Raw genomic sequence first — 12,889 nt, 5'->3', positions numbered from 1 at the left:
GCGGCCGATGGGGCGCGCAGGCGGATGGAGCCTCGCCCGGCAGCTGTTCGCGCTGCAGGCGGCGATCGCCGGCGTCGTGCTGATCGGGCTGGCCGGCGCCAGCTGGCTGCAGCTGCGGGAGGCGGAACGGGCCGCCACCGCGGAGGAGATGCTCAGCATCGCCCACACGCTCGCCGCGTCGCCCGAGGTGCTCGCCGCGCTCGACGACCCCGCCCCGAGCGCGGTGCTGCAACCGCTCGCCGAGCGGGTGCGGGCCGACACCGCCACCGACTTCGTCGTGGTGATGACCCCCGACGGGATCCGTTTCTCGCACCCGACGCCCGCCGAGATCGGGCGCCGTTTCGTCGGGACGATCGGGCCTGCGGCCGCGGGCGACAACCAGTTCACCGAGACCTACACCGGCACGCTCGGTCCGTCGGTCCGCGCGGTCGTGCCGGTCCTCGACGGCGGGCGGGTGGTGGCCCTGGTCTCGGTGGGCCGGTCGATCACCGCAGTGGCCCGCGACCTGGAACGGCAGGTCCCGCTCGTGCTCTCCGCCGTCGCGGTGGCGCTGCTGCTGGCAGCAGCCGGGTCGTGGTTCGTGAGCCGGTGGCTGCGCCGCGCCACCCACGACCTCGGCCCGGCCGAGCTGACGCGGATGTACGAGTACTACGACGCCGTGCTGCACGCGGTGCGCGAAGGACTGCTGCTGCTCGACCGCGACTGCCGGGTGCAACTGGTGAACGACGAGGCGCGCAGGCTGCTGGCGCTCCCGGCCGACGTGAGCGGCCGCCGGGTGGACGAGATCGGGCTGCCGGCGCCACTCGGCGAGGCGCTCGCCGAAGGGCTGCCCCGCGACGACGAGATCCACCTGACGGCCGACCGGATCGTGGTGGTGAGCCAGGGCGCGGCGCGTTGGGGCGGGCGGTACCTCGGCACGGTCGTCACCCTGCGGGACCACACCGAGCTGCGCCGGCTGGTGAGCGAGCTGCAGACGGTGCGCGGCTTCGCCGACTCGCTGCACGCCCAGGCCCACGAGGCGGCCAACCAGCTGCACACCGTCATCTCGCTGATCGAGCTCGGCCGGGCCGACGAGGCCCTCGAGTTCGCCGCAGCGGAGCTCGAGACCGCCCAGCACCTCACCGACGCCGTCGTGTCCGGGATCGCGGTGCCCGAGGTGGCGGCGCTGGTGGTCGGTAAGGCGGCCGCGGCGGGTGAGCGGGGTGTCGAGCTGCGCCTGGAGGACGGCACCCACGTGCCCGCCGGGCTCGCCGACCCGCGCGACCTCGTCACGATCGTCGGGAACCTGCTGGACAACGCGATCGACGCCGCGCAGGACGGCGCGGAGCCGCGGTGGGTGCGGTTCGGCGCGGGCGTCGACGACGACGCGGTGGAGCTGCGGATCAGCGACAGCGGCCCCGGGATCGCGCCCGAGGACGCTGAGCGGGCCTTCGAGCGGGGGTACAGCACCAAGCCGCACGACGGCATGGGGCGCGGGCTGGGGCTCGCCCTGGTGCGCCGGGCGGCCCAGCGCCACGGCGGCGCGGTCCAGCTGTCCGGTAAGGCCGAGTTCACCGTGCGGCTGCCGCTGGTGCGGGCGTGATCCGCACCCTCGTCGTCGAGGACGACCCCGTGGCAGCAGCCGCTCACGTCTCCTACGTCGAGCGCGTGCAGGGTTTCACGGTCGCCGCGAGCGCCGCGTCCGGGGCAGACGCGCTGCGCGCGCTCGCGGCCACCCCCGTCGACCTGGTCCTGCTCGACGTCCACCTGCCCGACACGAACGGGCTCGAGGTGCTGCGCCGGATGCGGGCGGCGGGCCACACCACCGACGTGATCATGGTGACGCGGGCCCGGGACGTCGCCGTCGTGCAGGCCGCCGTCGCGTTCGGTGCCACGCAGTACCTGGTGAAGCCGTTCACGTTCAGCGCGGTGCGCCGCAAGCTGGAGGGCTACCTCGAGTACCGGGAACGGCTCGGCGCCGGGCCCGTGGTGGCCCAGGACGACGTCGACGAGCTGTTCGGGCGCCTGCGCGCTCCCGCGGAGGCGGGCGGGCTGCCGAAGGGAGTGAGCCGCGAGTCGCTCGACGCCGTCCGCGCGGCCCTCGAAGGCGCGGCGCCGGACGGCACCGCCGGGCGAACCGCCGCCGAGGTGGCCGACGCCGTCGGCTCCTCGAGGGTGACCGCCCGGCGCTACCTGGAGTACCTGGTGGAGACCGGCCTCGCAGAGCGCACCGCCCGCTACGGGCCCACCGGGAGGCCGCAGACGGAGTACCGGTGGCGCCCCCGCGGGACGTCCGGGGTGGGGGAGGGCTGACGAGGAGTCAGCAGGAGCCCGCCAGCGGCGTGGGGGCGGCCGAGACGACCTCCGACTCGTCGTCCTTCTCCTCGTCCTTCTCCTTGGTCCTCTTGCCCGTCGACTCCTCGTCGTCGCCGTCCCTCGCGCGGGTGGTGGGGGCCGACGCCGCGGCGGCGGCGGGAGTGGGCGGGGCCGCGGGACGGTTGATGGCGTCCTGCACCACCCGGCGCATGTAGGTGAAGTTCGGGTCGCCGGTGCTGAAGTGGCCGTCCCTGGTGGACGGGTCCGGGAGGCTCGGGTCGAACGACACGCTCTCCAGCGTGACGGTGCCCGCGAGCTTGGCGAGAGCGGGCAGGACGCCCTGCGGGATGTTGGTCGACACGCTGTTGGTGGTGGCCGATGCGACGCCCTGGAAGTTGGTGAGGATGTCCGCCGGGGTTTTCTGGCTCACGATGTTCTGCAGCAGGCAGCGCTGGCGGCCCATGCGGGCGTAGTCGGAGGAGTTGGTGCGCGAGCGGGCGAACGCGAGGGCCTGCTCGCCGGACAGCTGCTGGACACCGGGCTCGATGTAGTAGTCGGGCTTCACGTGCCGCCCGCTCGGCGTGATCCCACCGACCGGGAGGCGCTCCGGCCCGACGTCGACGGTGAGGCCGCCGAGCGCGTCGATGATCGACGCGAACCCGGCCATGTTGACCTCGATGTAGTAGTCGAGCTGCAGGCCGAGCATGTACGAGATGGTCTGGTGGAGCAGGTTCAGACCAGGGTCGGACGTCGGGCCCGAGGGTGCGAGCTTCGGGTGCGTGAGCCCCCACGCGTAGACGGCGTTGAGCAGGTAGTCGCCCGCCCCCGGTTCGGACGGGTTGTGGAAGCCGTCCGGGAACTCCTCGCCCATCGGGGAATCCGGCGGGAACTGGGCGAACTCGATGTTGCGCGGCAGCGCGAACAGGACGGTGCGGCCGGTCTTCGTGTCGAAGTTGGCCACCATCATCGTGTCGGTGCGTGCGCCCTTGCGGTCCGGGCCGGCGTCGCTGCCCACGAGCAGGATGTTCAGCTTCGGCTTCGCGATGGCCTCCGCGGCCGACGTGCCGCCGCCGCCGGTGAAGAGGTCGTTGAGCAGCGTGCGCTGCGAGTTGGCCAGGTTGGCGCCGAACCCGAGTGGTGCGGCCACCACCAGGCAGAGCGCGAGGACCGTGAGCGCCCCGACCGACTGCCGGGCGACCCCGAGCCCCTGTGGGCGGCCGATCAGGTAGGCCCGGACGATCACCGCGACCCAGGCGACGGCAGCCACCACGCAGCCGACGGTGGCCATGACGAGCACGTTGGACGACAGCGCCGTCTCGAGCAGCTGCGCGGTGTCGGACGTGAGCACCAGGATCACCAGCACGGCGATGACCAGCAGGAACGTGCCGAGGATCACGCCGCCGGTGCGGGTGCGGTGCAGCAGGAGGTGGCCCGAACCGGGCGCAAGGGTGGAGACCGCCGCGGCGGCGAGCGCCGTGCCGAAGGAACGCTGCGGCCGCTCTTCCGCCGCCTCCTCCTCGACCTCGCGGGCCGGTGCGGGGGCCTTCGCCTGCTTCCTGGCCGGAGTCGTGGGCGGGGCCTCGGGACGAGGCCGCGTGGGTGCATGCACAACGGGGGGGCGCGTCGGGGGGAGCGTCCCGTTGCGGACGGTGGGGGGCTCCGGGTCGTCGAGGAGATCTGCCGCAGGCGATGTGGGCAGGGCCGTGGTGACGGCGGCGCGCGCCGCCGCGGCGGATCTCGGCTGCGGCCCGCGGGGCGGGGCGCCGGGGCGCGGGCCGGCCGGGGTGGGCCGGGGGACGGGGCTCGTGGCCGGGTCGACCTCACGGGGCCGCGGAGGCCGGTGCGTCGTCGGCAGTGCGCGAGTGGGGTCGGACGGCGCAACGGGCCGCGGCGGCTGCGGGTTGCGCGATGGCGGCACGGCCCGGTGGCTGCGGTCGGACCGGCGGGCCGAAGGCGCCGGCTGCTGGCGGGCCTGCCCCGGTGGTTGCTGCCGCGGAGGCTGCTGGCGCGGCGGCTGCTGGCGCTGCGGTTGCGGACGGGGGACCGGCGGACGCGGCGCCTGCCGCGGGGGAGGCGTCGCGCGGTCGCGGTCGGGCACGCGCTGTTTGTCGTCGGTCATGCGCACCCCCTCTGACGGTCGGTCCTTCCGGCGGCGGGACGAAGAATCCGCCGGAGCCTACTGCGAGTGATCGCAGGCACCGCGCGCACCTCGTCGGGTGGGGGATTCGAGCGGTTCTCCCTGTCCGTTACCGGTGGCTGCGGCGGTGACGGCCGTCCCGGGCCACTCGTGACGACGATACGGACCGATCGGGCCGAAGGCGGGGATTCCGGCACACTTGCGCCGTGGAGTCGTCGTCACTCGGTCAGCGCGCTGCCGCCGTCGTGCTGGCGGGCGGCAGCGGCACGCGGCTGGGCGCCGAGCGGAACAAGGTGTACCTGCCGCTGCGCGGGCGGCCCGTGCTCGCCTGGTCGCTCGCCACGTTCACCGGCATGCCGGAGGTCGGTGCGATCGTGCTGGTGGTGCGCGAGCCGGACCGGCCGCTCGCCGAGCAGGTGCTGGCCGAGCACACCGCGGGTGGCGTCGAGGTCGTCGTCGGGGGGCGCACCCGGCAGGAGTCCGAGCTGGCCGGGTTGCGGCGGCTCGCCGCGCGGATCGACGGAGGGGAGATCGACGCGGTGCTCGTGCACGACGCCGCGCGCCCGCTCGCCGGGCGGGAGCTCGCGTCGTCGGTGCTGGCCGCGGCGCGCGCCCACGGGGGAGCGGTGCCGGGGCTCCGGCGGGACGACCTCGCGGCCGCCGCGGCCGACGGCGCGGGGCTCGCCGGGCCGTCACCCGAGGGACTCGTCGCCGTGCAGACCCCACAGGCCTTCCGCGCCGTGCCCCTCCTCGCGGCGTACGAGGAGGCCGCCCGCCGCGGGTTCGTGGGCACCGACACCGCCTCCTGCATGGAGCGCTTCGCCCCCGAGCTGCCCATCCGGTGGGTGCCGGGCGACGAACGCAACATCAAGATCACTTACGCGCACGACCTGCTGGTCGCGGAACACGCCGCCCCGATCGGGTGATCGACGCAACAGGTGTGATCGTCCGGCTGCCGGGTATCCGCTGATCAGAACGGGTCAGAGGCGGCGGGAGGGTGCGGTGGCGCTTTTCGACGGGGCACAGGTGTCGGTGGAGGTCTGCTCCCCCGGTCTGCGTGTCGTGCGGGTGGCTGGAGTGCTCGACCGGGCGACCGTGGGGCGGCTGGCGGGCCTGGTGGCCACGCAGGTCGCCCGCCCCGGCAGCTCCGGGAACCTGGTGATCGATCTCGGCGAGGTCAGCTTCTTCGCCACCGACGACTTCGGTGCGCTCGTCCGGGCGCGGGACGGGGCCCGCGCCGCAGGGACCCGCCTGCACCTGACGGGTGTGAGCGCGCGGGAGCCGCTGCTGCCCACCGGCATCACCGCTGCGCTCGGCGAGTTCTCGACGTTCCCCACCGTGGAGACCGCGGAGCGGGAGCTGGCAGCGCGGCCGGCGGTGGTGGCGGCCGTCGGGCGGCCGCGCAGCAGCCACGGCTGGCCGTGCATGTCGGCCCCGGCCTTCGAGGACGAGAGCGAGACCCGCCCCGACACGTCACTGGCGGGCTGACCCGGCGCTCCGGGAACGTCAGCTGCCCAGCACGCGCGCCACGTGCGGGTTGGTGAACCGGCGGCCCGGGTCGAGGCGGTCGCGCACGGCCTGGAAGCGGCCCCACGCGGGGTACCGGGGCGCGAGGCCGGTGGCGTCGAGGAGATGACGTTTGCCCCAGTGCGGGCGCCCCTCGTGGTCGAGCGCCGCGGCCTGCACCTCCCGGAAGTAGGGCTCCCACGGCATGCCCTCGAACGCGTGCACCGCCACGTAGGCGGTGTCGCGCGCCCATGACGGGCTCAGGAACGACTCCTCGTCGGCAGCCGTGAAGCGCACCTCGATCGGGAAGTTGATGACGTGCCGCACCGCGGCGCGCACGGCCGCCCGAAGCACCGGCACGCACGCCGCGCGGGGTAGTGCCCACTCCATCTCGGTGAAGCGCACCCGCCGGGGGCTCGTGAACACCCGGTGGCTCACGTCCGTCCGCACGCTCCCGCTGAACGCCGCCGCCACCCGCCGGTTCAGCCGCGGGATCGCGGCCGGGAACCGCCTGCCGAGCCGGCACACCGCGCCGAGGAGGTCGTTGGGCACGAGCTCCTCGTCCAGGAAGCGGCGCAGCGGGCCCCGTGGGGCCGCCGGGGCGCCCGTGCGGGTGTTCGTGCGCGTCAGGGCCCGGTCGGAGTGCGGGAAGACGTAGAACTCGAAGTGGTCGCTGCCGTCGGCGAGCTCGTCGAGCCGCGCCAGGGTCTCCTCGAGCGGGCGCGCCCGGTCCTCGGCACGCAGGCGGAACGCGGGCACCACCCGCAGCGTCGCGCTCGCGATGACGCCGAGGGCGCCGAGGCCCACCCGCGCGGCGCGCAGCTCGTCGCTGCCCGGGGCGCAGTGCAGCACGCCCCCGTCGGCGAGGACGAGCTCCAGCTCCTCGACCTGCGTGGCGAGGTTGCCCAGCCGCGCGCCGGTGCCGTGGGTTGCGGTGGAGATCGCGCCCGCCACGCTCTGGCGGTCGATGTCGCCGAGATTGGGCAGCGCCAGCCCGAGCGCGTCGAGGGCGGCGTTCAGGGCGTGCAGCCGGATCCCGGCCCCCACCCGCACCAGACCGGCCGCCCGGTCCACATCGAGTACGTCGGCGAGCCCGTCGAGCTGCAGCAACACGCCGTCGGTCGCGACGAGGTCGCCGAAGGAATGGCCGGCGCCGGCCACGCGCACGGTCCGCTCGCCCGCGGTGCCCTGCCGCACCGCGGCGGCCAGCTCCTCGACCGAGCCCGGCCGGGCGACGACGGCCGGGCTGCACCGTTCGTCACCGGCCCAGTTGATCCACGTCACGCCGAGCAGGATTCCGGGGCCGGGCCCGAGATGTCAGCGAAGACGGTCACGAGCCGGCGACGGCGGCCAGGTCGAAGGCGCGCGGAGGACCGGCGAGGGCCGCCTTCGCGTCGGCCCCGAGACGGTCGAGGATCTCGACCTCGCCCGCCTCGAGCCCGTCCAGGGCGAGCCGCACGAGGTCGGCCGGTTCGATCATCGCGTCGTCGGGGATGACGAGCCCGGCGTTCCTCACGAAGTCCTTCAGCGTCTCGGTGGCCACGAGCCCGGGGACGAGGGCGGCGACGAGGGTTCCTTGGCCGGCGAGTTCGATCCGGACACCGTTGGTCAGGCCCCACTCCGCGGACTTCGCGGCGGCGTATGCGGTGTTGCCGTCGACGGTCGTCCAGGCCGCGGCCGACAGGACGTTGAGGATGGCGCCACCGCCGTTGCGGGCCAGGATGGGGGCGAACGCCCGGATCATGGCGAGGGTGCCGTAGTAGTTCGAGTCCATCACCTGCCGGATCGCGTCGAGATCACCGGCGACGAGGCTCCCGCCGGCGGTGAACGCGGCGTTGTTGATCAGAACGTCGACGTCGGTGGCGACCGCGGCAGCGGCGTCGACGGAGGCCTGGTCGGTGATGTCCAGGCGCAGCAGCTCGGCGCCGGGGATCTCGACGAGCTCGGGACGGCGGGCGGTGGCGTAGACCTTCGCCCCGCGTCGCAGCAGTTCGATGGCGAAGTGGCGGCCGATCCCGCGGTTCGTGCCGGTGACGAGGGCTGTGGCGCCGCGCAGTTCCATCGGTGTTCCTCCCGAGACCTGATTCCGGTCGCTTCATGAACCGTAAGATGACCGATTGGTCATGTTGACTCGGGCAGACAACCACAAGATGACCGGGCGGTCAACTTGCTAGGATCGTGCGCGTGACGACGCCTGCTCGTTCCCTGCGCGCAGACGCGGCACGCAACCGCGAGTTGCTTCTCGCCGCGGCCGAGGAGGAGTTCGCAGAGCGGGGTATGGACGCTTCGATCGCCGACATCGCGCGCCGGGCGGGTGTGGCGAAGGGCACCGTCTTCCGGCACTTCGCCACGAAGGAGGAGCTGATCGCGGCGATCGTCGGCGGCCACTTCGCCGCGCTCACCGCCGTCGCCCGAGGACTGCTGGACTCGGCCGACCCCGGGGCGGCGCTGCTGGAGTTCCTGACCGTGGCCGCGGAGGGGCTGCAGCAACAGGACCTGACGTTCCTGCAGACGGTCAGCGAGGGCGACTCGATGGTGGCCGAACTCCGCAACCGGCTGCATGCGAGCATCGGATCGCTGGTCGAGCGGGCCCGCGAGTCGGGCGCCGTCCGACCCGACATCACCGGGACCGACGTATTCCTGCTCATTTGTGCACCGGTTCACGCGGCCGGTTTCCTGCCCGATCCGGCGCCAGACCTGTGGCGGCGATACCTCGCCATCATCTTCGACGGCCTGCGCGCCGAGGGTGCCGCTCCGCTGCCCGAACCGGCGCCGAGCTGGCCCTGATCACCACGGTGATGTGGGCGGGACCGGAAATGCAAAAACGGCGCCGGACCCGAAGGTCCGGCGCCGTTCTCGCGATCCGTGCTACGAGATCAGTCGTCGACCGAGGCGCTGTCGCCGGACTTCGCGGCGGCGCTGCAGGAGTCGTCGACGGTGTTGTCGCCGTCGTTGTCGGCGTCGGTGTCGCTGTTCAGCAGGCCGATCGCGCCGGTCAGCTCGGCGAGGACGGAGGTGTCGTTCAGCGGCACCTGGACGCCCAGGACGTTGATCGGCACCTGGTTGTCGCACACGTTCACCGGGACGGCGATGTTGTTGCCGCCGAGGTTGAGCAGGCCGCCGTCGTTGGACTGGTCGACGCTGCTGACGCCGTCGACGTGAGTCCGGCCGTGGTCGTCGCCGGCGAAGGCGAGCGGGCTGACCGCGAGCAGACCAGCAGCGGCCGTGGCCACGATGATTCCAGCCTTCTTCAGCACAGTTCATCTCCTGTTGCGTGTCCGGAGTCGACCGGAGCCAACCCATCCATGGTCAGCGTCAATGACGGGGAGCCTCGCTGACTGAAGAAAAAGTTAGCGGCCACGCTGGAGCGAAACAAATCACGTAATACCATCGGGTGAATCGCGCACTCTGCGTTTGGTTACGCCCACTTTCGGGTTGCCGTCGATCCGGCTTCAATGCGCTCGGCGCGCGTGCTGGTCACGCGCTGTGACGGTCATTCACCTGGATGGACCGGGATCACGACAACGGTGATGTTGTCGCGACCGCCCGCTTCGAGGGCGAGCGCCGTCAACGCCTCCGCGGCTGCGATCGGGCCGCCGCGGGCGAGCTCCGGGAGCGCGACGGCGGCGAGGTCGGCCGCGTCGGGAAGGTAGTTCCACAACCCGTCGGTGCAGAGCAGGAGTGCTCCGTGGACCGAGGGGTGCAGCGTGGCGACCTCCGCCTCCGCCGTGCCACCGGCACCCAGCCAGCGGGTGATCGCGTGCGCCCGCGGGTCGCGCATCGCCGCCGTCTCGTCAAGCACGCCCGCGGCCACCATCTGCGCAGCCCAGGAGTGGTCGGCCGTCACGAGGCGGGCCGGCTCGGCGGAGTCGGGCGGGGCGAGCCAGTAGGCGCGGCTGTCGCCGATCCAGCCGACGGTGATCTCGCCCGGTCGCGCCAGCGCGCTCACGAGGGTGCAGGACGGCGCGTGCGGGTCACCTGTGCGGCCCTGCGTCGCCACCCCGGACGCGGCGGCGCGCACGGCGCCGTCCATGCGCTCCAGGAGCGGGGCGCTGCTGGTCAGCAGCACGTCGAGCGCGGTGTCGGCGGCCGTCCGGGAGGCGTGCTGGGGCGTGACCGACGTCGACACCCCGTCGCAGACGACGGCGGCCACGGTCCCGCCGGGCAACCGGCCGAGCGCCATCGCGTCCTCGTTGCGCTCGTGGACGTGGCCACGGTCGGTGACGCCGGCGACCACGTCGAGGTCGGTCTCGACCCGGTCCGTGCCTTCCGGCTCCGCCATCGCGCCCCCCAGCACCGGTTGTCGTCCCGGCCGGACGACCGAGCCGCAACGCAGAGTAGCGCGCAGATCGCTGCAGGTAGGACTACTGCCGCACCGGCGCGGCGGTTCCGCCGCCGGCAGCCGTGCGCGGCAGGAGGACGAGCGCGGCGACCAGGGCGAGCGCGGCGGCCACCGCGGTCATCCCGAACGCGGCCCGCAGGCCGTCGGTGAGCGCGGCATCGGGGTCGATGCCCGGATCGGCGAGCTGCGCCGCGGCCGCGCCCAGCACGGCGACGGACGTCGCGATCGCGATGCCGATCGCGTTGCCCAGGTTGAAGGAGGTGTCGATCAGGCCGGCGGCGAGCCCGGACTCCTCCTCCGCCACGCCGGCGAGCGCCGCGATCTGGCAGGCCACGAACGCGGCGCCGAGGCCCGCGCCGAAGACCAGCATCGCGGGCACGACCTGCACGAGCGGGTTGCCGTCCGCGGTGACGCCGAGCAGCAGCACGCATCCCGCCACGATCGGCACGATCCCGGCAACCGCGAGCCGGCGCAGGCCGATCCGGGCCACGACCGCCTGCCCGCCGAACGCTCCGGCGATCGACGTCACGGTCATTGCCGCGGACAGCAGGCCTGCCTGTAGCGGGGAGTACTCCAGCACCTGCTGCGCGTAGAGCGTGAGCGGGAAGAGCATCCCGTCCAGCGTCAGCCCGACGGTGAACAGCACGACGTTGCCTGCGACGAGGGTGCGGAGCCGGAAGACCCGCAGCGGCACCAGCGGTGCCTTCGCCCGCGCCTCGATCAGCACGAACAGCCCGAGCAGGACCGCGGCCGCGACGAGCAGCCCGATCGTGCGCAGGCTCGCCCACCCGGTTTCCGGTGCGGTGACGACCGCGTACACGAGCAGGACCAGCGCGCCGGTCACCGTGACCGCGCCCGCGACGTCGACGGACCGCGGTGCGCTGGGGTCGCGGCTCTCCCGCAGCAGCACCGGGCACAGCGCGATGAGCACGGCGGCGATCGGCACGTTGAGGAAGAACACCCACTCCCAGCCCAGCGCGGCGGTGACCAGGCCACCGGCCAGCAGCCCGGCTGTGGCGCCGACGCCGCCGAGCCCACCCCAGACCGCGAGCGCCTTGTTGCGTTCCGCGCCCTCCCGGAACGTGGTCATCACCAGGGAGAGTGCGGTCGGGGCCATGATCGCCGCGGACACGCCCTGCGCGGCCCGGGCCGCGAGCAGCACGCCTGCGGTCCAGGCGAGGCCGCAGGCCAGCGACGACAACCCGAACAGCGCGAGCCCGGTGACGAACACCCGCCGCCTGCCCCACAGGTCGGCCACCCGGCCGCCGAGCAGCATGAGACCGCCGAACGCGAGCGCGTACCCGGTGAGCACCCACTGCACGACCTCGACGGGGAGCCCGAGCTCCGCCTGCATCGACGGGATGGCGGTGAGCACGATCGTGGAGTCGAGGATGACCATGAAGAAGGCCGTGCCGAGCAGGGCGAGCGCCTGCCAGCGGCGCGGGTCGAGCGCGGGCTCGCCGCGCGGCGCGCTGGTCGCGGGGTGGTGGTCCACGGTTCCTCCGAGCGATGCGGCACCGCGGTTCGGTGCCTCCATCGGGACTGACACGCGAGCGGTGCGGGACTCATCGCGATGAGTTCCGCCGCGCGGCGAGGTCTGTACCGGTGTGACCGCCGCACCGATCACCCCACCCGTCCGGGACCGCGCGGAGTTCGCCCGGCTCGCCGACCCGTACCGGCGCGAGCTGCTCGAGCACTGCTACCGCATGGTCGGCTCGGTGCACGACGCCGAGGATCTGGTCCAGGAGACCTACCTGCGGGCGTGGCGGGGCTATCCGAGGTTCGAGGGGCGGTCGTCACTGCGCACGTGGCTGCACCGGATCGCGACGACCACGTGCCTCACCGCGATCGAGCGCGGGCGCAGGCGGGCGCTGCCGGCGGGGCTCGGCGGTCCAGCCGACGACATCGACGGCCCGCTCGCCGAGCTGTCCGACTCGACGTGGCTGGAGCCCCTTCCCGACGCGCTCGACGTGTCGGACAGGTCGGATCCGGCATCGGTCGTCGCGGCTCGGGCCGGCCTGCGCCTCGCGCTCGTGGCCGCACTGCAGCACCTGCCGCCGCGGCAACGGGCGGTGCTGCTGCTGCGCGACGTGCTGAGATGGCGCGCCTCCGAGGTGGCCGAGCTCCTGGGCACCTCGTCGGCCGCGATCAACAGCTCGCTGCAACGCGCCCGTGCGCAGGTGGCCGCCGTGGCGCCGGCGGAGGACGCGGTGGTCGAGCCGGACGACCCGCAGCAGCGGGCCCTGCTCGATCGGTACGCGGAGGCGTTCGAGCGGGCCGACATGGCCGCGCTCTCGCGGCTGCTCACGGCCGACGCCACCTGGGAGATGCCGCCGCACCCGGTGTGGGTGCGCGGACGCGACGCCATCACCGCGTTGATCCGGGCGCAGTGCCCGGGCGGGCCGGGCGACGTCTGGATGGTCGCCACCCGCGCCAACGGCTGCCCGGCCTTCGCCGCCTACCACCGCGACGCCGACGGCCTGCTGCGGGCGCACGGGGTGCACGTTCTGCAGCTGGTGCCGGGCGCCGTCGCGGGTGTCGTCGCATTCCTGGACCCCGGCCTGTTCCCGGTGTTCGGCCTGGCACCCGTGCTGCGGGAGAGCTGATCG

12 protein-coding genes are annotated in these 12,889 nt (G+C 73.8%); 6 read left to right on the top strand and 6 right to left on the bottom strand.

Translation table 11 applies throughout. From position 1 onward, the window contains the following. Positions 1-7 precede the first annotated feature (7 nt). Together FB388_RS27035 and FB388_RS27030 are read left to right on the top strand one after the other, a co-directional pair. A complete protein-coding gene (locus FB388_RS27035; RefSeq protein ID WP_142104948.1) occupies positions 8-1,582 on the top strand; it encodes a sensor histidine kinase in 1,575 nt (524 codons plus the stop codon). Then, a complete protein-coding gene (locus FB388_RS27030; protein WP_142104947.1) occupies positions 1,579-2,292 on the top strand; it encodes a response regulator in 714 nt (237 codons plus the stop codon). The genes FB388_RS27035 and FB388_RS27030 overlap by 4 nt, the downstream gene beginning before the upstream one ends. A 7-nt stretch (positions 2,293-2,299) precedes the next feature. Here FB388_RS27030 and FB388_RS27025 read toward each other — a convergent pair whose 3' ends face one another. Further along, complete coding sequence (locus tag FB388_RS27025) at positions 2,300-4,414, bottom strand: LCP family protein (protein ID WP_142104946.1); 2,115 nt, start codon at positions 4,412-4,414, stop codon at positions 2,300-2,302. Positions 4,415-4,638: 224 nt separating this feature from the next. Between FB388_RS27025 and FB388_RS27020 the strand changes: the two genes are divergently transcribed. Then, positions 4,639-5,358, top strand: coding sequence for an IspD/TarI family cytidylyltransferase (locus FB388_RS27020; protein ID WP_142104945.1), 720 nt, complete (start codon positions 4,639-4,641; stop codon positions 5,356-5,358). 76 nt (positions 5,359-5,434) lie between these two features. Beyond that, the gene (locus tag FB388_RS27015) at positions 5,435-5,920 is read left to right on the top strand and encodes an STAS domain-containing protein (RefSeq protein ID WP_142104944.1); all 486 of its coding nucleotides are present in this window, start codon (positions 5,435-5,437) and stop codon (positions 5,918-5,920) included. Positions 5,921-5,938: 18 nt separating this feature from the next. On the opposite strand, the gene FB388_RS27010 is transcribed toward FB388_RS27015, so the two are convergent. Together FB388_RS27010 and FB388_RS27005 are read right to left on the bottom strand one after the other, a co-directional pair. Next, the gene (locus FB388_RS27010) at positions 5,939-7,222 is read right to left on the bottom strand and encodes a D-arabinono-1,4-lactone oxidase (protein WP_211362233.1); all 1,284 of its coding nucleotides are present in this window, start codon (positions 7,220-7,222) and stop codon (positions 5,939-5,941) included. A 46-nt stretch (positions 7,223-7,268) separates the two neighbouring features. After that, positions 7,269-8,000: an SDR family NAD(P)-dependent oxidoreductase gene (locus FB388_RS27005; protein ID WP_142104942.1), complete on the bottom strand. Its 732-nt coding sequence runs from the start codon at positions 7,998-8,000 to the stop codon at positions 7,269-7,271. A 122-nt stretch (positions 8,001-8,122) separates the two neighbouring features. Between FB388_RS27005 and FB388_RS27000 the strand changes: the two genes are divergently transcribed. After that, positions 8,123-8,725 (top strand): TetR/AcrR family transcriptional regulator, encoded by a 603-nt coding sequence (locus FB388_RS27000; RefSeq protein ID WP_142104941.1) that lies wholly within the window; start codon positions 8,123-8,125, stop codon positions 8,723-8,725. Positions 8,726-8,814: 89 nt separating this feature from the next. Here FB388_RS27000 and FB388_RS26995 read toward each other — a convergent pair whose 3' ends face one another. The 3 genes from FB388_RS26995 to FB388_RS26985 form a co-directional block, all read right to left on the bottom strand. Beyond that, positions 8,815-9,195, bottom strand: a complete 381-nt coding sequence (locus FB388_RS26995) for a hypothetical protein (protein WP_142104940.1) — start codon at positions 9,193-9,195, stop codon at positions 8,815-8,817. A gap of 236 nt (positions 9,196-9,431) precedes the next feature. Beyond that, a complete protein-coding gene (locus tag FB388_RS26990) occupies positions 9,432-10,220 on the bottom strand; it encodes a PP2C family protein-serine/threonine phosphatase (protein ID WP_142104939.1) in 789 nt (262 codons plus the stop codon). 82 nt (positions 10,221-10,302) lie between these two features. Continuing rightward, positions 10,303-11,775: an MFS transporter gene (locus FB388_RS26985; protein WP_211362232.1), complete on the bottom strand. Its 1,473-nt coding sequence runs from the start codon at positions 11,773-11,775 to the stop codon at positions 10,303-10,305. A 112-nt stretch (positions 11,776-11,887) separates the two neighbouring features. Here FB388_RS26985 and FB388_RS26980 point away from each other — a divergent pair, with 112 nt between their 5' ends. Beyond that, the gene (locus FB388_RS26980) at positions 11,888-12,886 is read left to right on the top strand and encodes a sigma-70 family RNA polymerase sigma factor (protein WP_246122445.1); all 999 of its coding nucleotides are present in this window, start codon (positions 11,888-11,890) and stop codon (positions 12,884-12,886) included. Positions 12,887-12,889: the final 3 nt, after the last annotated feature.

Source organism: Pseudonocardia cypriaca (genome assembly GCF_006717045.1).
Classification (GTDB): Bacteria; Actinomycetota; Actinomycetes; order Mycobacteriales; family Pseudonocardiaceae; genus Pseudonocardia; species Pseudonocardia cypriaca.
This window is presented reverse-complemented; position numbering and strand designations above follow the sequence as displayed.

Excerpts from the sequence above, each read along its gene's own strand:
- FB388_RS26990 (WP_142104939.1), bottom strand. The coding sequence starts at position 10,220 with ATGGCGGAGCCGGAAGGCACGGACCGGGTCGAGACCGACCTCGACGTG.
- FB388_RS27005 (WP_142104942.1), bottom strand. The coding sequence starts at position 8,000 with ATGGAACTGCGCGGCGCCACAGCCCTCGTCACCGGCACGAACCGCGGG.
- FB388_RS27035 (WP_142104948.1), top strand. The coding sequence starts at position 8 with ATGGGGCGCGCAGGCGGATGGAGCCTCGCCCGGCAGCTGTTCGCGCTG.
- FB388_RS27025 (WP_142104946.1), bottom strand. The coding sequence starts at position 4,414 with ATGACCGACGACAAACAGCGCGTGCCCGACCGCGACCGCGCGACGCCT.